General features: G+C 60.2%; 34 protein-coding genes, 8 tRNA genes and 1 pseudogene. 22 read left to right on the top strand and 21 right to left on the bottom strand.

The window, feature by feature from the left end; translation table 11 throughout:
• Positions 1–50: 50 nt before the first annotated feature.
• Positions 51–659, bottom strand: coding sequence for a phage tail tube protein (locus tag AC3IYI_RS11545; RefSeq protein WP_489410090.1), 609 nt, complete (start codon positions 657–659; stop codon positions 51–53).
• A gap of 79 nt (positions 660–738) precedes the next feature.
• Here AC3IYI_RS11545 and AC3IYI_RS11540 point away from each other — a divergent pair, with 79 nt between their 5' ends.
• Positions 739–1,077: a GNAT family N-acetyltransferase gene (locus tag AC3IYI_RS11540; protein WP_489410089.1), complete on the top strand. Its 339-nt coding sequence runs from the start codon at positions 739–741 to the stop codon at positions 1,075–1,077.
• Here AC3IYI_RS11540 and AC3IYI_RS11535 read toward each other — a convergent pair.
• The 18 genes from AC3IYI_RS11535 to AC3IYI_RS11450 all read right to left on the bottom strand — a co-directional run bounded on the left by AC3IYI_RS11535 (position 1,047) and on the right by AC3IYI_RS11450 (position 9,477).
• Positions 1,047–1,433 (bottom strand): hypothetical protein, encoded by a 387-nt coding sequence (locus tag AC3IYI_RS11535; RefSeq protein WP_489410088.1) that lies wholly within the window; start codon positions 1,431–1,433, stop codon positions 1,047–1,049. The two genes, AC3IYI_RS11540 and AC3IYI_RS11535, sit on opposite strands and share 31 nt — an antisense overlap.
• Before the next feature lie 355 nt (positions 1,434–1,788).
• The gene (locus tag AC3IYI_RS11530; protein WP_489410087.1) at positions 1,789–2,076 is read right to left on the bottom strand and encodes a head-tail adaptor protein; all 288 of its coding nucleotides are present in this window, start codon (positions 2,074–2,076) and stop codon (positions 1,789–1,791) included.
• A 25-nt stretch (positions 2,077–2,101) separates the two neighbouring features.
• A complete protein-coding gene (locus AC3IYI_RS11525; protein ID WP_489410086.1) occupies positions 2,102–2,689 on the bottom strand; it encodes a phage gp6-like head-tail connector protein in 588 nt (195 codons plus the stop codon).
• Positions 2,690–2,698: 9 nt separating this feature from the next.
• Positions 2,699–3,742 (bottom strand): phage major capsid protein, encoded by a 1,044-nt coding sequence (locus AC3IYI_RS11520; protein ID WP_489410085.1) that lies wholly within the window; start codon positions 3,740–3,742, stop codon positions 2,699–2,701.
• Between the two features lie 16 nt (positions 3,743–3,758).
• Complete coding sequence (locus tag AC3IYI_RS11515; protein ID WP_489410084.1) at positions 3,759–4,331, bottom strand: hypothetical protein; 573 nt, start codon at positions 4,329–4,331, stop codon at positions 3,759–3,761.
• Positions 4,332–4,400: 69 nt separating this feature from the next.
• The gene (locus tag AC3IYI_RS11510) at positions 4,401–5,777 is read right to left on the bottom strand and encodes a phage portal protein (protein ID WP_489410083.1); all 1,377 of its coding nucleotides are present in this window, start codon (positions 5,775–5,777) and stop codon (positions 4,401–4,403) included.
• 51 nt (positions 5,778–5,828) lie between these two features.
• Positions 5,829–7,151, bottom strand: a complete 1,323-nt coding sequence (locus AC3IYI_RS11505) for a hypothetical protein (protein WP_489410082.1) — start codon at positions 7,149–7,151, stop codon at positions 5,829–5,831.
• 261 nt (positions 7,152–7,412) lie between these two features.
• Positions 7,413–7,838 (bottom strand): phage terminase small subunit, encoded by a 426-nt coding sequence (locus AC3IYI_RS11500; protein ID WP_489410081.1) that lies wholly within the window; start codon positions 7,836–7,838, stop codon positions 7,413–7,415.
• Entirely contained in the window at positions 7,838–7,996 is a 159-nt protein-coding gene (locus AC3IYI_RS11495; RefSeq protein ID WP_489410080.1) for a hypothetical protein, read from the bottom strand. The genes AC3IYI_RS11500 and AC3IYI_RS11495 overlap by 1 nt, the downstream gene beginning before the upstream one ends.
• Positions 7,997–8,055: 59 nt before the next feature.
• Positions 8,056–8,131, bottom strand: a tRNA-Pro gene (locus AC3IYI_RS11490).
• A 139-nt stretch (positions 8,132–8,270) separates the two neighbouring features.
• Positions 8,271–8,344: transfer RNA gene (locus AC3IYI_RS11485), tRNA-Trp, on the bottom strand.
• A gap of 64 nt (positions 8,345–8,408) precedes the next feature.
• Positions 8,409–8,482 (bottom strand) — tRNA-Leu (locus AC3IYI_RS11480).
• 5 nt (positions 8,483–8,487) lie between these two features.
• A tRNA-Lys gene (locus AC3IYI_RS11475) sits at positions 8,488–8,560 on the bottom strand.
• A gap of 93 nt (positions 8,561–8,653) precedes the next feature.
• Positions 8,654–8,726: transfer RNA gene (locus AC3IYI_RS11470), tRNA-Asn, on the bottom strand.
• Between the two features lie 137 nt (positions 8,727–8,863).
• Positions 8,864–8,938 (bottom strand) — tRNA-Gly (locus AC3IYI_RS11465).
• 4 nt (positions 8,939–8,942) lie between these two features.
• Positions 8,943–9,013 (bottom strand) — tRNA-Asp (locus AC3IYI_RS11460).
• 56 nt (positions 9,014–9,069) lie between these two features.
• Positions 9,070–9,142: transfer RNA gene (locus AC3IYI_RS11455), tRNA-Met, on the bottom strand.
• The gene (locus AC3IYI_RS11450; RefSeq protein ID WP_489410079.1) at positions 9,133–9,477 is read right to left on the bottom strand and encodes an HNH endonuclease; all 345 of its coding nucleotides are present in this window, start codon (positions 9,475–9,477) and stop codon (positions 9,133–9,135) included. The genes AC3IYI_RS11455 and AC3IYI_RS11450 overlap by 10 nt, the downstream gene beginning before the upstream one ends.
• Positions 9,478–9,948: 471 nt before the next feature.
• Here AC3IYI_RS11450 and AC3IYI_RS11445 point away from each other — a divergent pair, with 471 nt between their 5' ends.
• From AC3IYI_RS11445 to AC3IYI_RS11345, 21 genes are all read left to right on the top strand, one after another.
• Positions 9,949–10,434: a hypothetical protein gene (locus AC3IYI_RS11445; protein WP_489410078.1), complete on the top strand. Its 486-nt coding sequence runs from the start codon at positions 9,949–9,951 to the stop codon at positions 10,432–10,434.
• Between the two features lie 611 nt (positions 10,435–11,045).
• A complete protein-coding gene (locus AC3IYI_RS11440; RefSeq protein ID WP_489410077.1) occupies positions 11,046–11,798 on the top strand; it encodes a PD-(D/E)XK nuclease family protein in 753 nt (250 codons plus the stop codon).
• A gap of 135 nt (positions 11,799–11,933) precedes the next feature.
• Positions 11,934–12,767, top strand: coding sequence for an AAA family ATPase (locus tag AC3IYI_RS11435; RefSeq protein ID WP_489410076.1), 834 nt, complete (start codon positions 11,934–11,936; stop codon positions 12,765–12,767).
• Positions 12,768–12,801: 34 nt separating this feature from the next.
• Positions 12,802–13,149, top strand: a complete 348-nt coding sequence (locus AC3IYI_RS11430; RefSeq protein WP_489410075.1) for a hypothetical protein — start codon at positions 12,802–12,804, stop codon at positions 13,147–13,149.
• Positions 13,149–13,580, top strand: a complete 432-nt coding sequence (locus tag AC3IYI_RS11425; RefSeq protein WP_489410074.1) for an endonuclease VII domain-containing protein — start codon at positions 13,149–13,151, stop codon at positions 13,578–13,580. Before AC3IYI_RS11430 ends, AC3IYI_RS11425 begins: the two co-directional genes overlap by 1 nt.
• On the top strand, positions 13,573–13,881 hold the full coding sequence (locus AC3IYI_RS11420) for a hypothetical protein (protein WP_489410073.1): 309 nt from the start codon (positions 13,573–13,575) through the stop codon (positions 13,879–13,881). Before AC3IYI_RS11425 ends, AC3IYI_RS11420 begins: the two co-directional genes overlap by 8 nt.
• A gap of 114 nt (positions 13,882–13,995) precedes the next feature.
• Positions 13,996–14,388, top strand: coding sequence for a CHC2 zinc finger domain-containing protein (locus tag AC3IYI_RS11415; protein ID WP_489410072.1), 393 nt, complete (start codon positions 13,996–13,998; stop codon positions 14,386–14,388).
• Positions 14,282–14,911 carry a topoisomerase gene (locus AC3IYI_RS11410; protein WP_489411505.1) on the top strand — a complete coding sequence of 210 codons (630 nt, stop codon included), beginning with the start codon at positions 14,282–14,284 and terminating at the stop codon, positions 14,909–14,911. Before AC3IYI_RS11415 ends, AC3IYI_RS11410 begins: the two co-directional genes overlap by 107 nt.
• A complete protein-coding gene (locus tag AC3IYI_RS11405) occupies positions 14,908–15,345 on the top strand; it encodes a DUF3310 domain-containing protein (RefSeq protein ID WP_489410071.1) in 438 nt (145 codons plus the stop codon). The genes AC3IYI_RS11410 and AC3IYI_RS11405 overlap by 4 nt, the downstream gene beginning before the upstream one ends.
• Positions 15,342–15,728: a hypothetical protein gene (locus AC3IYI_RS11400; RefSeq protein WP_489410070.1), complete on the top strand. Its 387-nt coding sequence runs from the start codon at positions 15,342–15,344 to the stop codon at positions 15,726–15,728. The genes AC3IYI_RS11405 and AC3IYI_RS11400 overlap by 4 nt, the downstream gene beginning before the upstream one ends.
• 8 nt (positions 15,729–15,736) lie before the next feature.
• The gene (locus tag AC3IYI_RS11395; RefSeq protein ID WP_489410069.1) at positions 15,737–16,123 is read left to right on the top strand and encodes a hypothetical protein; all 387 of its coding nucleotides are present in this window, start codon (positions 15,737–15,739) and stop codon (positions 16,121–16,123) included.
• The gene (locus AC3IYI_RS11390; protein WP_489410068.1) at positions 16,120–16,929 is read left to right on the top strand and encodes a metallophosphoesterase; all 810 of its coding nucleotides are present in this window, start codon (positions 16,120–16,122) and stop codon (positions 16,927–16,929) included. Before AC3IYI_RS11395 ends, AC3IYI_RS11390 begins: the two co-directional genes overlap by 4 nt.
• Positions 16,926–17,477 carry a hypothetical protein gene (locus AC3IYI_RS11385; RefSeq protein ID WP_489410067.1) on the top strand — a complete coding sequence of 184 codons (552 nt, stop codon included), beginning with the start codon at positions 16,926–16,928 and terminating at the stop codon, positions 17,475–17,477. The genes AC3IYI_RS11390 and AC3IYI_RS11385 overlap by 4 nt, the downstream gene beginning before the upstream one ends.
• Entirely contained in the window at positions 17,474–19,468 is a 1,995-nt protein-coding gene (gene nrdJ / locus AC3IYI_RS11380) for a ribonucleoside-triphosphate reductase, adenosylcobalamin-dependent (protein WP_489410066.1), read from the top strand. The genes AC3IYI_RS11385 and nrdJ overlap by 4 nt, the downstream gene beginning before the upstream one ends.
• A gap of 71 nt (positions 19,469–19,539) precedes the next feature.
• Complete coding sequence (locus AC3IYI_RS11375; protein ID WP_489410065.1) at positions 19,540–20,064, top strand: hypothetical protein; 525 nt, start codon at positions 19,540–19,542, stop codon at positions 20,062–20,064.
• Positions 20,065–20,139: 75 nt separating this feature from the next.
• Positions 20,140–20,847, top strand: coding sequence for an FAD-dependent thymidylate synthase (gene thyX, locus AC3IYI_RS11370; RefSeq protein WP_489410064.1), 708 nt, complete (start codon positions 20,140–20,142; stop codon positions 20,845–20,847).
• Between the two features lie 245 nt (positions 20,848–21,092).
• Complete coding sequence (locus AC3IYI_RS11365; RefSeq protein ID WP_489410063.1) at positions 21,093–21,587, top strand: SAM-dependent methyltransferase; 495 nt, start codon at positions 21,093–21,095, stop codon at positions 21,585–21,587.
• A gap of 65 nt (positions 21,588–21,652) precedes the next feature.
• Positions 21,653–23,392, top strand: a complete 1,740-nt coding sequence (locus AC3IYI_RS11360) for a DNA polymerase (RefSeq protein WP_489410062.1) — start codon at positions 21,653–21,655, stop codon at positions 23,390–23,392.
• A 9-nt stretch (positions 23,393–23,401) separates the two neighbouring features.
• Positions 23,402–23,668: a hypothetical protein gene (locus AC3IYI_RS11355; protein ID WP_489410061.1), complete on the top strand. Its 267-nt coding sequence runs from the start codon at positions 23,402–23,404 to the stop codon at positions 23,666–23,668.
• Positions 23,665–23,958 (top strand): hypothetical protein, encoded by a 294-nt coding sequence (locus tag AC3IYI_RS11350; protein ID WP_489410060.1) that lies wholly within the window; start codon positions 23,665–23,667, stop codon positions 23,956–23,958. The genes AC3IYI_RS11355 and AC3IYI_RS11350 overlap by 4 nt, the downstream gene beginning before the upstream one ends.
• A gap of 157 nt (positions 23,959–24,115) precedes the next feature.
• Positions 24,116–24,559, top strand: a complete 444-nt coding sequence (locus tag AC3IYI_RS11345) for a deoxycytidylate deaminase (protein ID WP_489410059.1) — start codon at positions 24,116–24,118, stop codon at positions 24,557–24,559.
• A 33-nt stretch (positions 24,560–24,592) separates the two neighbouring features.
• On the opposite strand, the gene AC3IYI_RS11340 is transcribed toward AC3IYI_RS11345, so the two are convergent.
• Both AC3IYI_RS11340 and AC3IYI_RS11335 read right to left on the bottom strand, forming a co-directional pair.
• Positions 24,593–26,122: a recombinase family protein gene (locus AC3IYI_RS11340; protein ID WP_489410058.1), complete on the bottom strand. Its 1,530-nt coding sequence runs from the start codon at positions 26,120–26,122 to the stop codon at positions 24,593–24,595.
• 20 nt (positions 26,123–26,142) lie between these two features.
• Positions 26,143–26,433: pseudogene (locus AC3IYI_RS11335) on the bottom strand (hypothetical protein); the annotation flags it as partial.
• Between the last annotated feature and the right edge of the window lie 23 nt (positions 26,434–26,456).

The following is a 26,456-nucleotide window of genomic DNA, read 5'->3' as shown; positions in this document are numbered from 1 at the left end:
AAAAAACCCCCTCAAAGGGGGCGAGCTTGGGGTTGGGGTTGGGGTTTGGCTTAGGCGGGAAGGGTCTGCGGTGCCTCATCGAGAATGTCATCGTTCGTAAGGACGTAGCCCAGGTTCCCGTTGAAGTCGAGAGCCTCAATGGTTAGCTCGTACCGCCCGTTTTCCGTGCGGTTCAACTGAATGGCGCCACGGTCCGAGATCATTGCCCGGGGGATGACGCAGCGATACCGAATGGCTCCCTGCTGCCAGTCAACAACAAGGGAAAGCTCCTTGAGATCTGGCGTGCTGGAAAGATTGAGGCGGTACTCACCAGTGGGAACGGCTCCAGCCATCACCGGTTCCCACGCGGCTCCCCAGAACAGCTCAGTCGTGATCTCGTTCGTTTCCTGGAGCGTGGCCTTTACCGAAAAGCTCGCCTTGGTGACGTTGTAGAGAACTGGAACGGCACTCTGCCAGGCTTCAACTGGCTGAGTTTCAATCGAAGGTGTGAGGGTGACACCACCAGCGTCTACGTAGCCCAGTGCCTTGTAGCCCGTTGGCGCGGCAACACCGTCCCCCGTTGCGGTTGGGAGCACGGTGCCGCCTACACCACCAGGTGCCGGCGCAATGAATAGGGAGCCGTTGGGGGCAAAACGAATCTTCTTGGCATCATTAGCCACGGGGCCTCCTGAGGGCATAAAAAGAGCCCCCAGGTAGGGGGCTTGTGCCGGAAATCGGCAATGGATAGGGTCAACGGCCATGAAGCCGGTCTATGTGCTCCATGAGGGAATGGCGTCCGTCAGCCTGATCCCGGGGCCCTCAAGCAAAGAGCCGACCATCATCACCGAAGTGGTGGTCAGGGAAGAGGCCAGGGGGAGGGGACTGGGAAGCGAGATCCTCAGGCAGGTGTGCCAGGAGGCGGACGCTGAAGGGGTCGTGTTGCTCCTGAGCGTCGATCCCGGCTTGCGAGGCCTCAGCTATGAGGAGCTAGGCCGGTGGTACAGCCGGCACGGCTTCCAGGGGTTTCAGGCTGACGGTCCCGAGGACAACGTGATGGTGCGGCTGCCTCAGGACTCGGTGAAGAAGACGGCCACCTGACCGCAGTACACATGCTCACGAGAGGAGTCGTCAGGGTCGTACTTGGGGGAGTCGATCTCTTCCACGTCCAGGACGAGAGCGCCGCCAACAGTGGAGTTGGGAAGCTCCTCCAAAAGCTTTTCGCGTACGAGGAGCGCGAGATCTACCGCTTCCTTGCGGTCGAGCGCGTAGACCTCATATTCGACATCCACACGGTCCATGCAGTCTCGGACGACTCTGAAGCCGCCCATGTGCTCTATGTAAATCGCAGTTTCCCCAGTGACGTGTTCTGTCAGATCGCCTATGACCGAGTCATTTGGGATGCCAGGACGGGAGTTCAGATAGGTCACTAGAACTTCGATTGCGTCGATCCTCATTGCACCCTCATTTTCAGCAGGGCACCCTTGAGGTACCTACGGCCACGAATCTTGCGGCCCTTCGGACTGGTGAAGCCGGTTTCCTGGAGCATGGCGTGACGGACACGAGGGTTGTCCTCGATGACGACGTTCCCGTACCAGCCCTGCGAAGAGCGCTGTACGTACGCCTCAAGGTGCTTCGCGATCGAGTTCCAGGGGACGGAGCCGTGTCCACGGCGGGGAGCGTCTGTGATGGCTCGGTGCAGCAGCTCGCCCGTGTGCTCTGCTACGAGGTCTCGGACCCCTGGGAGGGACAGTGCTTCGTCCTGCCATCCGGCACGGAAGGTCAGCCTCGTGCGGGCTCTCCGGGAGTCGGTCACTTGAGGGCCCTCCAGATGGAGAGTTTCAGGTGCCGGCGGGAGGTGGCCCCCCACTGCTCGGGCTCACCATCGACCTCGTACATGTGGCCCTGGTGCTTGACCCTGTCTCCAGAGGCGACGACAGCTATATAGGGGAGGAACGCGGTAAGGCGTTCCTGAGACTGGTCACGAGCTGGGCTGTAGCTCTCGTACGCCTTGTCAGGCTGAACGTCGGCCAAGCCCTCCCAGACCTTCGCGGCCTGGTCCCAGTCAGGACGAGAGGTGTAAGCGGTCTTGATCTGCACGGGTGCCCGCCAGACCTCTACAGGTTCAGAGAACAACGGGCCCCCTTAGGTCGAGCGCGGGCCCTTCCCGCCTGAGCGTGATGGAGCCAGCACCTCGACGCCTGTACGGCCGGAGCGTGGTCCTGGTCGCGGTCGAGAGCGTCTGTGCTGAACCGGCACCGGTAAAAGTCACCTCGACTTCACCCACACGCTCTGACTCAATGCCGGGGGAGAGGGCAAGCCACCGAATGACCTCGGAGCAGGCAATTGCTCGGAGGGCAGCAGGGATTGCCTCGTACCCCCACGACGCGGTGATGGTCACCGCGGATTCCCCCCAGCCGGCATCCCGAGTGAGAGCCCGACCAGTGAAGGTGTAGTCAGTCACCGCCTGGCCGTCCTGGTGGACGGCGGACACGGTGAGGAAGGTCTGATATCGAAGGGGGATAGGGAGGACACAGCCACCCTCGGGGTAGAGGGTGATGCTCTGACCGGTCCGCCTGTCCATGTCTCGGCCGCAGTAGTCCTCAACCAGGCCCGTCACGTCCTCCAAAAAGGCAGTGACACGAGCTGTCTCGTCTGCGGCGACGGGCCGCCCAATGCGGGCGGCCACGTCGTCAACGGATGCCAGAGGCAAGGTGCCCCCTTAGTTGGCCGCGTTGTGAGCAGTGATCAGGGCCTCGACCCCGGTAGCAACTACGAGCTGTTCAGGGCGAATTACCTTGGCGTCGTAGATGACGCGGCTCTTGATCGCGTTGGTGAACTTGGCCTCTGGCTGGTACGCCTGCATCTCCGCGAACGGCACGATGAGGGACACCGCAGCAGTGGAGCCCATGAACATGTCGACAGTCGAAAAGTCGGTGTGACGGTTCTTCACGAGCTTGTCATTCACGCGGGTGTGGCTACCGAGGGTGTTAGCCACTCGAACCGGCACGCCGAGAATGGAGCCGATGACTCCAGTTGGCATCACTGCACCCCCACCGAAGTGGGAGGCGTCGATAAACTTCGGGTCACGCAGGAGAGCGCTACGGAGCTTCGGGGAGATAAAGAGGAAACGATCCTGCGGAGCACCCTTGATGTCCAGCTTCTCAAGCATCGACACAACGAAGTCGTAAACAGAGATGTCCAGCGGAGCCGCGAAGTCGCCATCCACGATCTTGTCAATGGTGCCGTGCAGAGCAGGCAGACCAGTAACTACAGCGTTCCGGTCCTCGGTGCCGTTCAGGTCCTTGCCCGCTACAGCAGCCAGGATGGTCTTCGCGATGAGCGAATCCATCGTGTTGGCGAGGGTACGGGCACGCTGAGCAATGAGATTGCTCATCAGGTCGATACCCGTCTTGGTCTGGAGCTGGTGCAGGTTGTCAAGCTCCAGGTGGAAGCTCGAACCCTTAGCAACGGTCATCTTGATGTACTCAAGCTGAGCGCGGTCCGCGGTACCGATTGCCCCGTAGGACTTTACGATTCCCTTGTCAACGACGGTGTCGACGAAGTGAGGGATTCGTACAACGTCGCCCTCGCGCCGGAACTCGCCCTCATAACTGCGGTTCACGATCTCGGGCGAGCCGAGTACAAGATTGTCGTCCAGGTTCTCCAGAAGCTGAGACGTCCAAATCTCGGGGATGAAATGGCCGCCTGCGGCCTGAAGTGCGCCGGCACCAGCGTTGTTACCGGCCTGAGTGGTAAAAGACATAGGCTACCTCAATGGGTCAGAGGTCCCCCCGCATAAGAGCGTCGAGCTTGCCCGCCTTACGGGCAGCAGCAATTTCCTGGGGAGACATTCGGGAAAGGGCGTCACGACTGAGCTGTCCGGCTGCGTAAGAACCGGAGTCGCCCTGACGTCCAAGGCCAATCCCCTGGGCAAATTCGGGGGAGTTGGACGGCTTGGGAAGGGACGACACAAACGCATTAATCGCCTCTGTGTTCACTGATCCGTCAGCGCCCATGAAGGCGCTGGTGTTCAGAAACTCGGGGTTTGGAAGGGTCACACCAGCAGTAGCGGCCTGAACTCGAAGCTCAGCGTCTACAAGGCGCGTGCCGACCTCGGAATAGGCCGCGTTTCGCGCCTCAGTCCGTGCGGCCTCAATGGCCTTCTCGGCGTCAGTCATGGAAGCCTGCTGAATGGATGCAAGCTCAGTGCGAGCGTCATTCCAGTTCTTTTCGTTCTGACGGGAGAGGGCCTTCCACCGCTCGACATCTGCCTGAAGGGCTGCCGCATCGGGCACACCCTCAGAGGGCTTTGCGTCGGGGGTGTTCTGCTGGTTCTGCGTGGTGTCGTCCATGAGATCTCCCATTTCGGGGCATAAAAAAGGGCCCCCATTGCGGGAGCCGTCCGGGTGTTGTGCAGTAGGTCAGGCAGCCTTGCGGGCTGCATTTCCCGAGTTGCCCTGTGGGGCCTTGCGAGCTTCCTTCTCACTGGCCTTAGGGTCATCAGGTTGTTCCGGCACTGGGGCCGGGTACTTCTCCGCCATTTCCATTGCGTCCTTGGCGTCTTGCTCTCGCATAGAGCGGAATCGCTCGATCTGCTGCGGCGTGTAGCCGGCATCGAGAAGGAGCTGATCTCTGGGCACGCCGATAAGCTGTGCCTTGAGAAGTGCGTCCATGTGCTGTGCTTCAGTGCGGTTCTCTGGGTCACGCCAGATGACCTCAGCCCCATGGGCTTCGGATCGCTTGTCACCGAGCACCAGGAAGGCGAGACGCATTACGCGTTCCCAGGCCTCACCGAAGTGCAACATGCGCTCTCGCGCCTTAGCGATGAGACCAGCCTCAGCAGAGGTGATGGACTCGCCGGACGGCGCGGTTCCTCCGTTGAGAAGGAAGTAGTGGAACGGGATGCGGGAAATGCTCGCCATGTGCTGAACCAGCATGTTGACGAGATTCACGTAGTTCTTGAGGTCGGCTGCTTCGAACTGCCCGAACTTCACATCGGGGTTCTCTGCCTGCAAGAGCTTGTCCACCGCGACCTTGTACGGCTCGATGGGGCGGCCCTGCTCGTCCTCCTGGATCTCAAGGCCAGTCACATACCGCTGTGGCCAAGCCGCGTACTCGCTCGCCACCAGAGCATCCGCCACGGTTTTGTTGATGGCGTCAGCCAGAGGCACGACCACGGTGAGGTCAGAGATTGCCGGACCGGTAAGCCGAGAGCGGTTGGGAATCGGAACGATCGGAGGCACCTTGAGAGGGTTGTTGGCTTCCTTGTAGTCGCCCCAATTCCCTGTCAGGCCGGCACCCGTGTAGACCTTGCCGTTCCACCAGAGAGTGACGAACTCGCGGCCCCAGTCGTCCGTATAGAACTTGGCCGCGGCCTCGATGTCCCAGCGGCTACCAGGCTTGTACTGGACGACCACGTTCTCAGCACTCTCAATGCTGATGACGGGTTGGCCGGCAGAGTCTGCCCAGACGACGGCGTACGAGACGCCATGAATCATCGCGTCCAGGTGAGCCGCGTTGGACTCGGCATCGAGCCGGTTCCGCTGCCAGATCTCCCGAGCGTCCTTGTCACCACCTGGCTCATCGGTCATCTGAAAGCCGTCGATGTACAGACGCTCATTCACAGAGTCCACGATCAGGCCACAGAAGTTGTCTGACCACGAGTCGAAGAGGCGGCCGAACTCGCTCTGATACTTGGCCTGAGCGAACACCATTTTCTGATGGCGGCCGTCGTAGTAGTTCGAGTAGAAGCGCAGTTTGGATCTGCGCTGGAGTAGCTTGCTGTGTAGCCAGTCCACCCACCCTGAAGGTGTTATGGGCGGAGAACCCACTTCGATATCAGCCAATCGCTACCACCCCACTACTCGGGACCTCCGGATTTGCATACGGCCATCAGCGATGGCATCGGCCCTCGCCTCCAGGGCGAGCACGGCGCATACGGCAAGGTCGATCTTCCTTTTGGATCGTGGAGAGTCCTTCTGAATGAGGACTCCCTGAGGAACTTCACGCGTAACCGCGTTGAGGACGTGCCTGGTAAGTCGACTGTCCCCGTTGTGCTTCAGATCGCTAACCATGGTGGCGGTGCGGAATCTTTCGACCGCCTGAACCATTCTGGTTGGCTTATTGGTCCAGAACTCAAAGACTGTGTCGTCTCCGTGCTCAATGGACCACCGGCCGATAGCCTCCTGAAAGTACGGAGGGTCGGCGTACATCCAAGCAACGCGGTAGTCTGCGAAAGCTCTGTTCACTGCGGCCTCGACCGCGAGAACATCAACTTCCCAGTCATCCGGGGCGTTCTCTGGGCGCTCCCATACGTCGAGCACGAAGAGCTTGGCATCCCGCATTCTGATTCCCACGAGGCCCGTTGAGTCCCCGCGGACCGATCCGTCAAAGCCGATGGCTATCTGATCGCCAAGCTTGATCGGGTCATCTTCGTCAAAGCATGCGTCCCACTCGCTCTTGCTCATCCAGCCGTCCGAAGATTCGGCTATTTGGTTGAAGAAGAAGCGACAATAGGTGCTGTCGGGAGTCGTACGGTCGTAGAGAATCGTTCGAGTCAAGCCGTCAATGTCAGCCCACGAGGCATCTCCGTAAGCCTCCACAAGAGACGCGCGTACGGATGCCTCATCGCGGATGTCCTCAACCGCGATAGAGCCCTCAAGGCAGTCGTAGAGCCAATAGCTCTGCGACACCATGTCGGACTCGTGAATGATCTGAGCTACAGAATCCTCGTTGGGGTTGTACGCGTTAGTCGTGCACACCCACCGAGACCCGGCCTTGGTCGTCTTCTCGATGTTTCGTTTGATCGTCTGGTAGAAGTCAGGACCACCGTTGCTGGAAACCCAGTGATGGACTTCATCCATCAGAGCAAAGGTCGGGCGATTTCCCTCATTCGTCCTGCCGGCGGTCGCCTTGGGCTTGATAGAGCCAGGCTTACCGCTCTTGAACTGAACGATGGACTTGCCGATGTCGAGCCCGTACTCAGCCTCAGCAGGAGACTCCGAGAGCATGCCTCGGATCATGTCTAGCGTCTGGTCCGTCTGGTCAAGCGCCGTAGCGCCGATCTGAACGACGGGCAGAGCTACGGCCTTTCCTACCGGAAGGCCGAAGGCGTCGAAGTGGCTGAAGCGACATGGGCCCAGGAACTCGACAATGGCGAGAGCAGCAAGCAAGGGAGTCTTGCTAAGCCCCAGCCTTTTGCTCGTCGGAGCGTTGCGGCTGAGTAGGTCCACCCCCCGTCAGGCTTGATGCTGTAAAACCACAGCACAAACCTCAATTGTTCGGGGGTGAACTGCCAGGATTCTCCGGCTCGATCGCCGTCAGGCTGAACAATGTACTTCTGGCACCAGCGAATAATCTGGTACCCGAGAGTCTCGTTAGGCTTCGGGACCCCTGCGGGCAAATTGCCTGTCTGCAAGGGGCCTCACCGCCTTCTAGGTGCCGTTGAGTAGCTTGTAAAGCTCCTCGTCCATGTCGACTTCAGGAGCGGGCGCAGAGGGCGCCTCAGAGCCTTCTTCGGGGGTCTTGTCGAAAGTCATTCGGAGCCTCGCCCTGTCTTCGACCGTGGCGCCCCACTTAGCAACCCGCTGCCGAATCTCTCCGGCCAACTTGAGATCACCCAGGAACAGGCCATCAACGAGCTTTGTAGTCAGCTCCAGTTCGGCCCAGTCGGTCTCAGTCCACGCGGCTGTCTGCGGGGCGCATGACCACGTCTTCCAGAAGCGCCGAGCTCCACCAGTGGTGATGCCGAGCGCCTTGGGGAGCTCGCGGCCTGGCTGAACCACAGCCGGCAGCTTCTGGGCGCCGGGGTGCACGTTGCGCCTGACGGCGTTGTCCTTGGGTGCAGGTCCTCGTGTCATCAGAGCCTCACCCCCGGAAGGTCGACGTCCAGGAGGTCACCGAGGTCATCCAGCTCGTCAAGAGCCATCTGCCGCCAACTGGCCTTGCGGGCCGCCCGGGTGGGCTGGTCCGCAGCATGGAAGCGCGGGCCGTCGCCGTGCTCCTGGTCCTCGTGCATTGGTGCATCACTCCTGTGTGCGGTAACAAAAAGGCCCCGCACGATGGCGGGGCTTGCGGTGGTCTGGTCGGCAGGACTCGAACCTGCGGCCTCCTGGTCCCAAACCAGGCGCTCTACCAACTGAACTACGACCAGAAGCGGGGAAGCGGACTCGAACCGCTCTTCCTACCTGTTCCATCGGGTGACTAGCCCGATGTACTTGGGGCGGGGTGCATCCCGTACACCGTCCCCTTGTCCTATCGTTGCAGCGGTCAGGCCGCTATTGTCGGACCAGCTAGGCCAGTCGGATTCGAACCGACACCTCCCAGATTTGGAGTCTGGGCGCTCTCCCGGTTGAGCTACGTCCTATCGTGAGAGAGCCTCCTACAAGGAGGCCGCGGAGTGCATGCCGGCGCTTGCGTCTCTCACTCCGTACCCACCCCCGGAGTCGAACCGGGAAACTTCTGTTCCTGAGACAGACGGCTTTGCCATTTTGCCTAGGCGGGCTTGAGTGGGTCTGGTAGGGCTCGAACCTACGACTCAGGGCTTAAGAGGCCCCAGCTCTGCCAACTGAGCTACAGATCCAGGTGGCCAAGGTGCAAGGCGGGGACTCGAACCCCTGGAGGCCAACCACCACTTGCGTGGCTCCGGTACCCACCGGCCTACCCATTCCCCTTGCTGACATGGCTGGACTCGAACCAGCGCCTGAGGGATTAACAGTCCCTTGCTCTGCCCACTGAGCTACATGCCAATGTGTCTGGACTCTCCTACGGCCAAAGGCCGCGCACCCGCATGGGGCCGGGATTATCTCTCGGGTGGGGCCTTACGCCCATACGTCCGAGCCTTTGCCGGCTCCCATCCCATATCCAGACTGACGGGTCCCTAGCGAGCCCCCTGCCGGATTCGAACCGGCGTCCCCGCGTTGGAAGCGCGGTGCTCTAGACCAGACTGAGCTAAGAGGGCAGAAAGCGCGTTACGGGATTCGAACCCGTGTTACCCCCTGACCGGGGGAGTCCTGAGCCACTAGACGAAACGCGCGTCTCCTCCGTCCCCTGATCAGGGGGAGTTTCAGAGACAGGGGAGCTACCCCATCGTTGGCTCACCCGGGATCGAACCGGGGGCATCTGGCGTATGAAACCAGCGCTCTACCTACTGAGCTATGAGCCGGTAGCGCCTTGCCGGCGCTCCCTAAGTGTCTTCTGCCAGTGGCAGGGCTTGCAAAGTGTTTGTGCGTTCTCCAGGGTCCAGGTTCCGCCCTGGGAAATGGGGATGATGTGGTCCACTTCCAGGCTCTCCCGAGCCCCACACACCACACAGGCGAACCCATCGCGGACCAAGGCCCGAGGCCGGATCCGACGCTCCCAGGCACTGTCACGGGTCTGGTTCCGAGCGCTCTTTCGTGCCCACGCCTGCTCAGGTGGGGCGTGCTCAACGCAACGGCCCGACCGCACAGTTCGGCGGGGGCAGCCTCCCACAAGGCATATAGATGCAGCTCTAGGCATACATGCTTACTCCTCGGTAGTGATCTACTTAGGTTGAACTAGCCGTTGCTTGCTCTCTGTACCCACTGCTGTGGTGGCCTCGGAGGTTCCTTGTCTGGCTCCGAGGCCACCCCTCCTTGGCTCTGCGACCTGCGGACTTAGTCCAGCAGGGAGACTCAACAAAGAGGAAGATTTAGGACTTAAAGGTTTCGGAGGTAATGACTCCGGTTCCTCGTGTAGCTGTACAGAGAGTGACAAAGGAATGACTGAGCTATGAAGTGCTCTTGTCTTTAGCTCTCAATATGTATGTACGTGTCCGGTGGGGAGTGCCAGGACATGCCAGGGCTAAGCTGAGACCTGGATCACACCCTCTCTAGTCATACTGTCTGGAGGTTGCCTCTGCGGGTAGAGTGCGGCTAACTCCGCCGCGTCAACTCCCGCTGGAGGGCGCACAACCACCAAGAGAAACCTACGGATTTGGGTAGGAAAGCCGTGAGAAAACTTCCTGACAACGCAGCGCTTCTGATGCTGCAAGAGGCTGGTAAGAGCCATCAGGAAATTGCCGATGAGTATCACGTGACTCGGCAGGCCGTTACTTGGCGCTTCAACGAGATGGAGAAGTACAGCCGAGGCCCCTTGCGGAAAGTATCCGAATCTATTCCTTGGGACCTTTCAGACCCAGAGCTCAAGCGCAAGGTGTGGAGCCAGGAGCCCTACATGGGCCTGCGGGCCTTCGTCCAGACCCGCCTAGGCGCGCAGGTCGGTCGGCGTTCTCAGCTTGCGCTGAAGGCGTTCCTGAACCGCCTGGCCAAGGGCGAGGTTCTCTGTCTGGATGCAGAGCGCGGCGTGCACTACGTACCTCGGGACCCCGAGCGCGATGGTGACCGCCTGGTCATTCGTTGGCCGGCAGACGTCCCACGGGATGACCGCGTTGGCCTGTTCGAGCTACTGGAGAACACGGGAGCGCTACCCGAGTAGACCCGGGTAGCCAGCCCGAAAATCGAGCACACAGAGGGGCCCTTGCAGGTAAGACCTGCTGGGGCCCCTTCTGGTTGTACGGACCCGGGGTTGCCAGTGATGTGATCCACGTCACACCAAATTTCACATTTGCTTCACGGTTCACCCGGCGTACGCTCGTGACCACGACGAGGGCGTACAGGCGTTCGAATCGTGGTCGAACCCTGGGGGGCGTGTGCTGATGATCTTGGGAGCGGGAGCTTCGCGCTGGAGAACGAAGGCGGAGCTGCGTCGGGCGATGGGGGCCGCTCAACCTCGGGGGCTGGCTGAAATGCACTCCTCCGAGGCGCTGCGGATCAAGCGCGTAGCCACTGAAACCGTAGGAACGTATTACATCGTCACAGAGTCGGACATCTTGTTTCCCGAGGACCAGGACGCGTTGGAGAGTCTTGACGCTGAGCTCCGGTCCCCCTGGAGAAAACGAGTTGTCGAATCTCAGTTTTGGGCGCAGCCTCACAGGCAGTTCCCGCTGTCCAACCACTTCAGCGTGCACCTCGTGCACCCGGAAGTCCGTCCTGAATGGGAGGCGTATGGAAGAGAACCGCGCGCGTGTCGCAAATATGACTCGCTCCGTGAGTCAGCTTGAGAGCTACGAGAAGTGTCCTAGGCAGTACGAACTTCAGCGGGTCGAGAAGATCATTCCTCGGCCCGCTGCTTGGTCTCATCAAGGCTCCGCGTTTCACGGGGCGGCTGAGATCTATGAAGGCGAAGGCCGCACCCTCACCGCGGATCAGGTCGCAGACCTCTTCCACGAGGACTACACGGCGAGAGTAAACAAGGCCCTTGCGGCAGAACCCAACTTGGACCACTGGATGACCGCCGGCACCGACGGCCAGTCAGACATTGAGGCTCGGTACGTTCTGGGCATGGAGCAGACTCGGGCCTACGTCCGGTGGGCGGAGGTGAACCGCCCGGTCATCTGGAAGGACTCGGCAGGTCAGCCGGGTATCGAAACACACTTGACGGCAGACCTCGGTGGTGTGAGAGTCCAGGGCTACGTAGACCAGTTCGTCAGTCAGCCTGACGCGTCGGTTCGAGTGCGGGACCTCAAGACGGGTTCCACCAAGTCGAAGTTTCAGCTCCAGACCTATGGGGTCCTGGCGCGCAAGGTGTTGGGGGTGGAAGTCAATGACGCTGATTGGTACATGGCAAAGTCTGGCGGGCTTTCACGGCCCGTCGACCTCACCGCCGTTACCGAAGAAGCGGTAGCCGAGCGTTTCGTGAGCATGGATCAGAGCGTGAAGGCCGGGGACTTTCCTGCCAGGCCGGGGTTCCTCTGCCGCTTCTGCGACGTCGGCTATGCCTGTTCTTCGAGACGTGGGTAGGGAAAAACCATTGCCCCGCATATGCCACAGGCGTATGCTGCGACCAGAGACGCCGCCCTTCGGGGCTTTTTTTAGACCCTTCAACTTGCTTCCCGTGATGACGGGGTCTGGGGGTCCAAGGAAGGAACTGGAGCCATGTTCTCTCTCACTCAATCAACCAGAATTCGGGGTGCGGCGGGTGAGCCAATTCCCAACTCGTTCAAGTCGCTCAGGCGGCTAGAGGTTGAGTTCCGCAGGTCCGAGCTATCGCTAGTTGTTGCCGGCCCCGGTACGGGAAAAAGTCTCTTCGCGTTGTTCCTTGCGATGACGGCCAACATCCCCGTTCTCTACTTCTCGGCTGACTCAAGCGCGGCCACACAGGTGGCAAGGGCCACTGCCATGGTCACCGGGGATGACTCCAAGGTGGTCAAGGAAGCCCTCGTAGGAGGCGACTTCTCGGAGTATGAAAACGCTCTAGGTGGACGATGGTGGACCCGATTCAACTTTTCGGCTCGTCCCACTCAGAAGGAAATCGAGTCCCATCTTCTGTGCTACCTGGAAGTTTATGGGTGCACCCCCCATCTCCTCGTGGTAGACAACATCACCAACGTGGACACGGGGGAAGTGGGGTCGGCGGAGAGCTACACATTCGGCCTGGAAGGGCTATGTGAGTACCTCTCGGAAATGGCACGCGAGACAAGTGCTCACGTGCTCGGCCTACACCATGTAACCGGGGAACACTCGGATGGGTTGAACCCCATCCCCCTATCGGGAGTCAAGGGCAAAGTGCACCGTGTCCCTTCTCTTATCCTCACGATCCATAAAGAGGTTGACGGGATGAACAGCCGCATTCTAAACGTGTCCCCAGTGAAGAACCGCGAGGGCTTTGAGGACTCCTCCGGTGGGACCTTCGCAAGCTTCCGGCTCAACCGATCGAACCTCCGACTGGAAGAACTGGACGAGGAGCTACCTGGCTCTTTTGCTGCCTAATTACTTGCCTCCCGTGATGAAAGGTGTACGGTCAATGGAAAGTATGACGATGGTTCGAGAAATTCGCGGTGGCTTCAGGGCTGAGCGAGAGTTCGGCTTTGCCCTGGCAGCGCGGTTCCCTGGTCTGGATCTGGTCGGCCTGGACACCGATGGGGCCGCCCTTGTGGTCGTCATTGACAGCCCCCGAAACCTCAACCTCTTCCAGCTTTCCAAGGTCCTCATAGGTGCCGCCAAGGGCGGCGTCAGGACGGCCGTCATCGACTTTCAGGGCAGGCAGCTTACGGCTGCCATCTCGCTCTTTAACCTCTTCGCTCTCGTGGACGAGAACGTGACGCTCAAGGAGATGAAGCGCTTGGAGTACCTCATCAAGGTACGGGCCTAGTGCCCCGTAAAGGGTTCCGTGAATGTGCGAAGTGTGGAAAGAACAGGGCTGAACAGTTCTTCACCTCCACCCGAGGAAAAGTCTGCTCCTCCTGTCGCAAGACCACTCGCCGGCAAGCAACGCGGAACGCTCGGATTCAGGCAACGTACGGTCTCTCGGCCGACGAGTACGACCAGCTCTTTAAGGCACAGGAAGGCAAGTGCGCCATCTGTCGGGAGACGCGCACAACAAATTTGGCGGTTGACCACTGCCACAAGACGGAGGCCGTCCGCGGCCTCCTGTGTGCCCGATGTAATGGCCAGCTCCTGGCGCGGGGGGCCAGGGACCGGCCCGAGGTTTTGCGGAGAGCAGCGGACTACCTAGAGAGCTATCCGGCTTGGAAAGTTCTCGGACCGCGTTACACCTTCGATAAAGGAATTGAGAATGGCTGAGGCCAAGCGCACGATCATCGACCAGGAAGTCACGAAGATTGAGAAGGTTCCGGCCATCTCGCTCACCATCACCATTGAGGAAGCCGAAGCGCTCACGGCCGTCCTCGTGAAGGTGGCCGGCAGCATGACCAATAGCCCGCGTAAGCACACCGGCGCAGTCCTGGAGAGCCTTGAGAAGGCACACGTACGGGACTGGCTGACAGAGGGGCATCCCTTCTCCCTTCTCGCCACCCGAGGGGGAGGGATTGAGTTCAAGGACTTCCGCCCGGCACCGAAGCCCTCCTATGGGGTGACCTTCTAATGCAGATCACTTACACGGGGTCTAATTCGCTCCGTGACGCACGCGGTGATTACCACACGTGGCAGGCCGCCGTTCGGGAGTATGACTTTCCTGTGACCGTGAGGCGAACTGGTGATGAGAAGCAGTCTGCCAAAGCCGTCAATCGCTAAGGTCCTGGCGCACTTCTACGGACTAGACGTCAAGGCATCAAGGGGACGACAGAAAGTCTGTTGTCCCCTTCATGCTGACTCCAATCCGTCAGCCTCCGTGGATGTCACCGGAAACCGTTGGAACTGTTTCGTCTGCAACCTCTCAGAGGACTCATATGCAGTGATCATGAGGGAGAGAAACTGTGGCTTCCTTGAAGCCCAAGAATTTGCACGTGCCGAACTCGGTGGAGATGGCCAAGACCTACCACCAGATGTATCGGGGGAGTCCAGCCGAGGAGTACGTAGCGGCTCGGGGACTCGGGCAAGTCGCAGCCAAGTTCGGCCTGGGCTACGTCCATTCGGCTCAACCTGGACATGAGCGGTATACGGGAAGCCTCTGCATCCCCTACATGAGGCCTGCCGGCGGAGAGCACGGAGTAGCTACCTGCCGCTTCCGGTGTATCGCGGACAGGTGTGTACGGGACGTCGATGGTTCGTACTTCTTCGAGCAGGACCAGAAGGAGAAGCACGATCACAAGGGCGGCAAGTACATGAGTCTCCCCGGAGACCCGCCCCGACTGTTCAACACCAACGCTCTCATACAGCCGAGTGCCGTCCTGGTCGTCGTAGAAGGTGAATTCGACACCATGGCTTGGGACCTGGCCGGCATCCCTGCCATTGGCGCCCCGGGTACAGGCACTTGGCGGGACTACTGGACTCCCGCGCTCTACGGCTACGAAACCGTATTCCTCATTGCTGAGGACGGGCCAGGGCTCACCTTCATGGACGAGCTAGCGGCCGACCTGCCTAACGGCAAGGTAATTCAGATGGACAACCGCGACTCAAACGCCATTCTCCTCACCTCTGGGCCGAAAGCCCTAACAGATCGGATCGGACTGTGAAGTTCAAGGCCGGTGACAAAATTCGTGTAGGTCAGCACCCGGGAACGCGAATCGGCGGATACCAGGGGTACAGGGGACTCGTGATCTCTGTGAACTCGCATACGACAGCCCCCTATCCGTACGGCGTCAAGCTTTACGTGAACGGGAAGGCCAAGTTTCTCAACATGGCCGAGGACGAGATAGAAGCGGTTTCAGAGCTCGTCTCCGACGGCGGAGACTCCGCGGTTGACCATCCGAGCCACTACACCTGGCTCCCCAACGGCTTTGAAGTTATCGACCTCACGGAGAACCTCAACTTCAGCCGGGGTAACGCCGTCAAGTACATCTGCCGGGCGGGGCGTAAAGACGCAGCAACTGAGCTGGAAGACCTGAGCAAGGCCCGTTGGTACATCGAGCGCGAGATTCAGCGACTGAGCAAGGAGCAGGGAAAGTGACCGCAGCAACGATTCCGAGCTTTACCAAGGAAGAAATCCTGACGGCGCTGAAGGCGGTCGTGCAGGAGGCTCCCGACACGGTTTACAGGGCCCCTTGGTACATGGACCCGGAGCGCATTGGTCGGTGCTTCTACGTACACGTAGATAAGTCCGGGGTCCCGACCTCTGCCGGCTGTGTAGTGGGTCAGGTGCTTCACCGCCTGGGCGTGTCGCTCGATGCCCTCAGGCAGGCAGAGAGGCTGAGCGCTTCTGGCGCCCTCAAGCTCCTGGGGCAGGACGGTGCTAGCCCGCTGGCTGAACAGCTCCAGAGGGTGCAGTTCCTTCAGGACCACGGTGAAACGTGGGAAGCCGCTTACACGGCTGTCTTCGGAGATCTGCGGTGAACGGGCTCATGAACTTCGTGGAACCGAAGGTCACTGACGAAGTCGTTCTCTCCACCCTCCGCGAAGTTGTGGCGGAGCGGCCGGGATACACGTACTCCGCGCCCGAGTACATGGAGGCCGACGAAGGGGGAGGCCGTTGTTTCTACGTCCACAAGGACGAGGACGGTAACCCTGTTTCCGCGGGTTGTGTCATCGGTGTAGTGCTGCACCGGCTTGGTGTTCCGCTGGAATGGATGGAACAGCTCGAAAGCCACCCGGCATCTTCTCTTCTAGGCAGGCTCCTGCCCCATCTCTCTGACCGTACCGTGCTCGCACTCGGCATGGTGCAGGGCAATCAGGACAACGGAGATGCGTGGGGACTGGCTTACGCAAAGGGAACGGGGCTGACGATTTGAAGCGTGTAGTTGTCATATCTGACCTTCAGGTTCCGTATCACGACCCGAAGGCACTGAACAACCTAATCGGGTTTATTGGGGACTATCAGCCTGACGAGCTGTACCAGATTGGTGATCTGAACGACTACGAGACGCCGAGCCGCTGGAACGAGGGCACGCGGTTCGAATATCGACAGCAGGTCAAGAGCGACTCCGACGTCACGAAGCGCCGAGTACTCGAACCCATTCGGGCTGTCTACGACGGCCCCTTTGGAATCCTGGAAGGGAACCATGACCTCAGGCCGCGAACCTACCTGAGTGCGAAGGCTCCCGCCCTGGCCGAGTATGCCGACGACTTCCACTTTTCGAAGCTGCTCGACTTCAACTCATTCGGAATCAGCCTGACCCCCGCGTTTCACAAGGTTGGGCCGGACACGGCCCTGATCCACGGACACGAGATCAAGGGCCTGTCCAGCATTGCGGGCACGACCGCATATGGGCATGCCAGTAAGGCCACGACGAATCTCGTCATGGGGCACACTCACCGCCTCGGTGTCCGCCGGCACGGGCCCTCTCATCTCGGCGGAATGCGGTGGGGCTTCGAAGTCGGGCACATGATGGATCCGCGTAAGGCCCAATACCTCGGGCCGGGAGCTGTGGCCAACTGGCAGAGCGGCTTTGGCATTCTCTACGTCGGTGACCATGACGTTTCGCCTTACCCCGTAGACATCCGCCGGGATGGCTCTTTCGTGGTAGAGGGAGAGCGCTACGGAAAGGTAGTTCGCGGCGCCGGGGGGCGCTTTGTTAAGAAGGGGGTAGCCGCATGACCGTTATCGACTGGGCGCATGTTGGCGATATTGCTGACAAGGCTGCCCGTTCCATCGCTTCGGCTTGGAGTGTGGTGGAAAAGGACGACGTGAAGCAGGAGATTCTTCTTCACGCCTACGAGCGTCGCACTTACCTTGAGCAGCACTACGAGGACCAGTTCCTCTGGATGTTCTGCAAGAAGGCCGGCACTCAGTACGCCTCCAAGGAACGAGACGCTCGGGACGTAGAAGACGGGAAGTATTACTACACTCCCGAGGAGGCTAAGGCTGCTCTCTCGACCTTCCTCTATTCCGATGAGGAACTTGGTCAGATGCTCGGCCGCAGAGATGACCTCCTTGCCTGCCGCATCACCGATGCTCTGATGTCCGCTCGCATGGATGCATCGCTGGCACTGAACCGCCTGGCCAAAACACAGCGGGACATTGTGTTGCGTCGATACGTCTACGGACTTCCGCCAAAGGACGATACCGAGCGCAAGGCGAGCAACCGCGGACTGGATGCTCTGGCCCGCCAGATGAACCGGGACCTACGAAAGGTGACTGCATGACTTTTCCAACCGAGACGGCCAAGACCGTATACGAGCGCACCTACTCTCGGGTGAAGCCGACTGGTGAGCAGGAGACTTGGGCTGAGACTGTTCAGCGCGTGGTGGACGGCAACCTTGCGCTCGTAGCCGAGCGGTACGCAGAGGAGGGCGAACGCGCCGCTCTGCTAGACCTGATCGAGTCCTTTGCGGTGTTGCCGGCGGGTAGACACCTGAAGTCGAGTGGCGTGAACCCCTTCGCCCTCAATAACTGCTGGGCCGCTGGCTGGGATCCCGCACGACCAGAAGAGCACTTCACCTTCAGCCTGTTGCGGCTGGCAGAGGGGGGAGGCGTCGGAGCCAACTACAGCAGCCGGTACTTCGAAGGCTTCCCTGAGCTGGTCATCCCTGTAGAGGTGCACATCGTGTGCGACCCCTCCCACGCTGACTATCTCGACCTCGTAGAGGCCGGGCTGATCTCCACCGAGTACAGCCACGAGTGGGCAGGCGCCTATCAGGTCCAGGACAGCCGTGAGGGCTGGGCGGAAGCCCTGGGAGACCTGATCCGAACCGCACACGCCCCTGACACGCGCCATACGGCCCGGGTGTACGACGTGAGCCGCGTACGAGCCAAGGGGGCGCCGCTGAAGGCCTTCGGAGGTACAGCCAGCGGTCCGGCTCCCTTCGGCCAGATGCTCAAGGCCGTGGGCCAGGTGCTCAAGGACGGCGAAGGCCGTCCGCTCCACGGCATCGACGCCATGCGCATTGATCACGAGATTGCTCAGTGCATCGTCTCCGGAGGCGTCCGGCGATCCGCCCGCATGTCGATCATGCATTGGCGGGATCCACTCATCTGGACCTTCCTGCGAATCAAGGCGGAAGGAGGGCACTGGACAACGAATGTCTCGGTCGAGATTGACGCGGACTTCATTGACCTGCTCGGCAAGATGTCGTCACCCTCCATGCCGATCCTTCGGGAGATCGCAAAGGGCATGCTACGAAACGGCGAGCCGGGGATTTGGAACTCGTCGCTGACTGCGGTGGGTGAGGTTGACGGGACCTACACCACTAACCCGTGTGGTGAAGCCACGCTCACCCCCTGGGAGCCCTGCAACCTTGGATCGGTGAACCTTGGCGCCTTCGTGGATTCGGATGGAGTCGTTGACTACCCGGGCCTGGCGAAGGCGCACCGCTACCTGACGCGGTATCTGATCAGGGCGACGTTTGCGGAGGTAGCTGATCCGAAGTCGGCTGTAGCCATCGCCAGATTCCGGCGAATCGGCGTAGGGCATCTCGGGTTCGCTGACTTTCTGGTGAAGCAGGGAATCAGGTACTCGGAAGCTGCTGAACTCGGCTTTGTAGGTTGGGATCTTGCCGACCTGGCTTACGAGGTTGACAAGGAAGCCGCGGCGTACGCAAACCTCTTGCGTATCCCTGTCCCGATCAAGAAGCGCGTCATTGCCCCAACTGGGACGACTTCCAAGTTGGCCGGCACGTCGGGGGAGGCGGTACACGCCCCCTTCGCCGGCTACTTCAAGCGCCGGATCAGGTTCAGCGATCTGGAGCCCACAGAGCGGGCGCAGGTAGAGGAGTACCGACAGAAGGGGTACGACGTTGAGCCGGACAAGTACGCGGCAAACACGAGCGTCGTCACGATCCCGACCAAGGACCCGCTTGCTGATGTGGGGGACTCCTTCGAGCACGCAGGAGAGCTTTCCCTGACGGACATGCTCTCGGTTCAGGCGCTCTATCAGGAACATTGGGCCGATCAGGCAGTGTCTTACACGGCTAATGTCGACCCCAAGGCTTATACGGTTGACGACCTGGTCAATGCCCTGATTCCGTTCCTGCCGAAGTTGAAGGGGACCACCGTGTTCCCGGAGATGTCCTTTGAGCAGCCTCCCTATGAGCGCATCACCAGGAAGGAGTACGAGGAGCTAGCGGCAGCGGTGGGTGTTGAAACTGCTGACACCTCGTACGACGAGATCTGTTCGTCAGGCGCCTGTCCAATCTAGGCGCCTTTCTTTTTGCCCAACAACTTGCTTCCCGTGATAACGGGGTGTGGGTTCATACCGCTGGAGAGCGAATGAGCTTCCCCAATCCATTTGATGGTGCCTCCCCGTGGGGCGAAACCAACACACCAGCCCCAGAGCCTCAGGAGGCCGCCTCTATGACCAACGTTCCAGTCACGTCCCCCAATGGCTTCAAGCTCGGAATGACCCTTAAGGGTGCCGCTGGCTATGACGCTGAGTGGCTCACTCCATGCGTTTACGGAGCTACCGCAGATGAGACGGCACAGCGGGCCGTAGAGCTTATCAAGGCCCTCGCAGATCGAGGCGTGATCGAGCTGGTGTCTCACGCCGCAAAGAAGGTGCGAGAGACGCACCAGCCCACCGCCGGCAAGGGCGGGAACTTGGCGCCTAAGACCTTCCAGGGCGGCAAGGTCCAGTCCGCTTCCCCGGCGGCGCCTGCTGGGGATTCCTGCCCGCACGGTCGAACGCTTCGCTCGGGCCAGGGGTCAAAGGGCGAATGGGCGGCGATGTTCTGCAATGCCCCCAAGGGGTCCAACTGTGACCCGCTGTGGCGGCAGAAGGATGGCTCTTTCTCGTAAGAGCTAGCGGGCTTTAGTAGGCACCTCGCAGGGGGCCGGGGATTCCTCGGCCCCCTTTTTCTATGGAGTCATTCAGTGGCAGGCGTCCAGTTCAGGTCTGACGTAACCGTCAAGCTTGTAGATATTTCGGCCAACGATGCAATGGTCGCCAAGGCGGCAAGGGTCTCGACTGTCGGTAAGCAATCCGCAGTCGATGACATGCCCACCGAAGCACTTATCAACTTCCTGGTACGGGACCGCCACGGTTCCCCCTTTGAGCATACGCACTTCACTTTCCTGGTAGAGGCTCCGATCTTCGTTGCCAGAGAGCACATGAGGCACCGTGCCGGCTGGTCGTACAACGAGGAAAGCGGCAGATACAAGGAGCTTGCGGGGGTCTTTTACCAACCCGACGAGCAGCGCCCGCTAGTTCAGGTGGGAAAGCCCGGGGCGTACACCTTCGAGTCAGGTACCCCCGCCCAGTACAAGGCGCTCAAAGAGGGCTTTTACTCGGCATACACCTGGGCCTATCAAGCGTACCTATCCCTCCTGCGGCGGGGGGTTGCCCGGGAAGTTGCTCGAATGGTTCTGCCGGTCGGGACCTTCACCTCCTACTACGCAACATGTAATGCCCGGTCCCTGCTGCACTTCCTGTCGCTCCGAACGATCTCGGAAGCCTCACGCTTCCCCTCATTCCCGCAAAGGGAAATTGAGATGGTCGCAGAGCGGATGGAGCGAGAGCTTTCCGTGGTGATGCCGCACACCTATGCAGCGTTCGTCAAGAACGGGCGGGTGGCGCCGTGAACGTGAACATCGACCTGTCGAGCCCCTATTTCTGGTTTGGCCTGTGCTGGTCCATAGCCCTCTACGGATTCTTCGGCGGCTTCCGCCGTCGCCGATAAAGGGGGTGGGGGATTCTTAAGGTACTTGACCTCTACTGCTGCCAAGGAGGAGCAGGCAAGGGGTATCGAGATGCGGGATTTGACGTCGTCGGAGTCGACATTGCTCAGCAGCCCCGTTATCCATTCGAGTTCGTTCAGGCCGAAGCGATGCAGTTTCTTCTGACCTACGGCCACCGATTCGACTTCATACACGCATCACCGCCGTGCCAGCTCTACAGCAAGACGCAGCGGATTCGACAGAACGATCATCCGGACCTCTTGGGTCCAACTCGTGAAGCACTGAACGCCGTTGGCGTTCCGTGGGTCATCGAGAACGTCATGGGTGCCGAGCCTGAGATGAGGAGCCCAGTCATGCTCTGCGGCGACTACTTCGGACTCCACACTTACAGGCACCGCCTCTTTGAGGCTGGCGGCTGGACGCTTCCGCAGCCGGCGCACCCGGCTCACGTAAAACGCCAAACGAAAATGGGCCGCCGTCGACTTCCCGGAGAGATGGGAATTTACGTCGGAAACTTCATCGGGGTGGACGGCGCCAAGGAAGACCTGGGGGTGCCCTGGATGTCTCGCGAGGGCATCCGGGAGTGCATCCCTCCCGCCTACACGGAGTACGTAGGTACGGAGTACATCAAGCAACTTGAATAGATGAGGGAAGGCTCTTGCAGCATCTCAGTTACCGACTCAAGGGCCAACCGATATCGCTTCGAGTTGTGGAGACGGAGAGCGACCTGGACCAGTTCCGAGATTTCGTCTCTCGGCACCGCATCCTCGGTTTTGACACTGAGACAACCGGGCTCGACTATTGGGCAGAAGGCTTTAGGTGTCGGCTGGCTCAGTTTGGGACCGGGTCCGAGGCCTGGGTTATTCCGGTGGAGAAGGGCCCGGCCTTCGCGGAAGCGGTCCGCTGGGCTCTCCACCGCCTTGAGTGGCTAGTAGCGCACAACGCCAGCTATGACTTGCACGTTGTTGAGTCAACGCTCGGGATACCCATGGAGGAGCTTGCTCCGAAGGTATGGGATACCAAGCTTCTTGCTCACCTGGTCGATCCGCGGGCAGTCAAAGAACGTGGACCTGGCCTGAAGCTGGAAGAACTGACCAAGTTCTACATCTGCGAGACCACCGCTGAAGAGGTCAAGGGCTCGATTCGGGAGCTGGCTAAGAAGTACAAGACCACGAAGGAAAAGATCTGGAAGCTCGTTGAGCTTTTCGATCCGGACTTCTTGCTCTATGCGGGTATGGACCCGGCCCTTGCCTACCGTCTCTTTCAGCTCCTCTACCGGCTGGTGCCGGCACGCTCCAAGTCCCAGGGACTCATCGGGTGGGAGCACCAGCTAGCCCACGTCACAGCCAAGATGGAGCGTAACGGCTACCTCCTGGATGTCGAGTACGCCGAGCGTCGGTGCGAGGAGCTTTCGGCAGAGCAGCAGCGGCAGGAACTCATTGCCCGAACGTTCGGCGTTGAGAACGTCAACAGTAATCAGCAACTGATCGACGTTTTCACTGACCTCGGGGTAAGGCTGACCAAGCGGACCCCCAAGGGAAATCTGTCGATAGATGACGACGTGCTGTCAGCTATCAGCCACCCCCTAGCCGCTGCCGTGGTCCAGGCTAAAAAGGCTGGCAAGTGGCGGAAGACCTGGTTTGAGCGGGCGTTGAACGGGCGGGACGCAGACAATCGCGTACACGCCTCGGTGAATAGTCTGATGGCCAGAACATCCAGGATGTCAATTTCGGGAAGCATTCCGGCGCAGACGTTCCCGTCAGGGGACGGCTATGTACGTCACATGTTCCTAGCCGATGAGGGCCACGTCAGTTGCTCTATCGACTTCGGCAACATGGAATTGAGGTATCTGGCTGCGTTCTCTCGTGACCCCACGATGCTGAACGCATTCATCAAAGGCTTGGATCTTCACCAGATTACGGCTGATGCTGCGGACGTTGCCCGCAAGATCGGCAAGATGGCGAATTTTCTTACGGTGTACGGCGGAGGCTGGGCGGCTCTTATGGAGCAGGCCCATGTAGACGAGGCCACCGCTAGAAAGGTGCTCGAAGCCTTCGCCCGAACTTACCCGGGAGTCGGCGCCTTCGGTAAGCGCCTAGCGGACGAAGCGAAGAGAACCGGGTACATCTACACGGCTACAGGAAGGCGCCTGCCGGTTGACCCCGGTAAGTGGTTCCGGGCGCTGAATTACTTCGTCCAGGGCGGCAGTCGAGATGTAACGGCTAGGGCCATTCTGGAACTCGACAAAGCTGGGTTTACGCCCTACATGCGTCTTCCTATCCATGACGAGATCGTATTTTCCTTCCCTGAGGAGAAGGCGCCTGAGCTGGCACGCGAGGCGGCGCAACTAATGCAGTTCTCTGTCCAAGGGCTCTTGATCCCTGCTGAGGCTGAGATCGGTCAGCGTTCTTGGGGCAGCGTGTTGGAACTCGAAGCAAGCAAGCACTGAGGAGACGTGATGAGCGAGAACGAGAATGAAGAGTCCGGCTCTTTCGAGGAGCTGATTTCCGGCATCGAGACGGAGATGAACGCTGAGCGGCTTCACAAGCAGGCGGCATATGCAGTCACGGCAGCTCGCATAGCTGGAACGGTCCTCACTGAGGCTGTAGCCGCTGGGGTTCCTTACGAGCTTTCCAGGGAAATGGCTGCCGATACGTGGAACTCGCTTATGGGGTATCAGTCGATCATCCTTGACGAGACCGAGAGCGGGGAAGCAGTCGGATGACCCCCATGGAAGAGCGCTGCGAGGGGCCGCGGAAGGGCCTCGCCGGCATGCCGTACGCATCCATCGTGCCCACCCGGACTCCCGCCTTGAAGTATCACGTGGGACTTGGACGAGCTAAGGCGGCAGTCGCTTGGGAGCTGTCCAACCGGTACAACTACGAAACCCGAAGGTTCGAGTACCAAGGCGTTCGGGGCGGAGAGGTCTACAAGCGCGATGGCGACTCTTGGAAACTTCTCTACCGCGTCGAAGCGGGAACGATTCCGGAAGATCTCCCCTGGAAGGCGGAGTAGTGATGGACTGTGAGTAGGGCGAAGCAGAGCGAAGCTCAGCGGGGATTCCTGCGAGACCTGAACGACCTCGTGAAGCGGTACGGCCTCTTTGTTGAGTCTGCCGGCTGCTGCGGCGAACTCCTCCTTCTGGGAGGGAAGGTGCCGGTTGACGTCCGATATGACTACGACGACGAGGCCTATCGGGCCTTCTGAGCGCCCGACTTGGGATGAGTGGGCTCTTGGCATAGCTGACGCTGTGGCGCCACGGGGGGACTGCACCAGGTCGCGTGTCGGCGCGGTCCTCCTGGACCGCAGGCGGCGCCTGGTGATGTCCGGCATGAACGGGGTCCCCTCCGGTGAGAGAGGCTGTCTCGTGGGCGAGTGTCCGCGCGGGCGGGCAACGTACGAGGAAGTTCCCGCCGGCAGCGACTACGGGGACTGTATCGCCATTCACGCGGAGGAAAACCTTCTTATCCATGCGCGGCGTGAAGATCTCGAAGGCGGAACCGTGTATGTGACCCGTGCGCCGTGCTATCGGTGTCTTCCCCGGCTGAAGGCCGCTGGTGTCTCTCGTGTGGTGTGGCGTACGGACTCGGGTACGGATGCACTGACGTTGATATAGGAAAAGCCCCCTCCCAATGGGAGGGGGCTTTCGTTATGCCATGATCTTCGCGAATCGCTGTTTCACATCCTCGGGGACCTTTAGGATATGCCCGCCCTTGTCTCGGGGATGGCACTCCACCGTGATCCCGGCCTTTACCAGGTCATCCGTGATCTGAGGAATACCCTTCTCGAACCAGCGTTCACCGAAGGTCATGCCTAGTTCCTCATACTCCCATCGAGACTCTCCCGCAGCACCTAGGGACGACAGCCGTTCGTACTCTTCATTGAGCCCTGCCAGTGTCCGAGCGGCCTTGTCCCGAAGGATGCCCTTACTGTAGACACCTCCAGGTGTCATCTGGGCCATGTGGTAGTTGATGGACTCTTCCAACTCTTCGAGCTTGGCAGCCGTTCCGTCACCTTCCACGTACACACGTCGCACTACAGGCTCGTTACCGAGTTCTTCAAGCAGGGTTCGCATCACAGGTCCGACGATCTCGGCCTCTGGGACAAAGGCATAGCCGGGGCAGGCAGGTGACTTCGGGCGCGACAAGCAACGAATCTTGTGTGTCTCCCGGTAGGTGTCATCCTTGCGCTTCTTCTTTGTCGTGTGCCATTGAAGGTTCTTGCCGCAGCCGCCGCACTTGATCACGTCAAGAAACGGAGTCTTGGGCTCAGGTCCTCGAACTCCCGATGCCGGCGCAGCAGTTTCAATCAGGACCTTCTGAAGCTGCTTCCACTCCTCCTCTGTGATCAGAGGTTCGGCCATCTTGATCCGGTGGCCCTTCTCGTCATAGACAAGAACCGTCTTGCCGTACTTCTTGCCAGGCACGAGGTCGGTGCGAGTCTTGAAGCCCATGAGCGTAGGACTGGTCAGGATGCTCTTAAGAGTCTTGGGATACCAGGGAGCGGCTGATTCCCTCTTGCTCGTCTTGTAAGTGGACGAGGGAGAAGGGATGTTGCGCTCGTCGAGGTCCCGACAAAGGGCATTGAGGGGCTCCCCGGCAAGCACTCGCATGACGATCTCTCGCAAGGTCGGCAGCGTGGCCGGATTGGGGACCAGGTAGCGCCCGCCGTTGCGCTCCTCCGTCATGTAGCCGTACGGAGGGCTTCCGCCTCCCCAGCGGTCTGAAGTGAGGAGATGCTGACGCATAGACGTGACCCGCTCAGAAACAGCTCGGGCTTCCATGCGAGCGAAGGCCGCGATCATGGTTGCCATGACCTCTCCGAACGGGTCCGTGAGGTCGAATGGCTCCGTGGCAGAGACAAGGCCCTTGCCGCCGTGGTTTTCCGCCCATTCGATCATGGTGTGCAGGTCGCCGACCTTGCGCACGAAGCGGTCAAGGCGCCAAAACACCACGTTGTCGAACTCGGGAGCACGGTCTAGCCATGCCGCCAACTCAGGGCGCTGCCAGGGCGCGTAGCGCGTAGCTGAGATGTCAAGATCCTTAGCCACACCCACGACATCCCACCCGCGACGGTCACAGAAGGCCATGCACTCCTCAAGCTGCCGTTCGGGGCTGGTCGTGCTGTCTGTGTCTATGGACAGACGGACGGCGATGAGCACTCTCGGTCTCCTGGTCATGAGAGGAGGCTAACAGGCAGGTACTTAAGTGGGTTCAGTGTCAGGTAGCCCTTCGCGCCGACGCTGAGGTCGCCGCTGTGCAGGGCGGTGCGGGCGTGCGCGTACTCGTGCAGGCACAGGGAGACGATCCACGCCGCCGTGACGAAGAGGAACACGGCCAGCCCGGTGCTGGTGGAGTACCCCGTCCACACGGCCCACCCGGTCACCGCCATCACGGCGAAGATGCCGATGAACACGGGACTGATCTGCCGGTCGCCGCGGTCGTGAGTGCTGCGGTAACGGCTACGGTTCTGACTGCCCTGGGGACCCATACGGCGAACCTATCCCGGAGGCG

It is taken from the genome of Streptomyces sp. GL_148 (assembly GCF_057834205.1).
The sequence above is the reverse complement of the archived record's forward strand: the minus strand, read 5'-3'. Positions and strand labels throughout refer to the sequence as shown.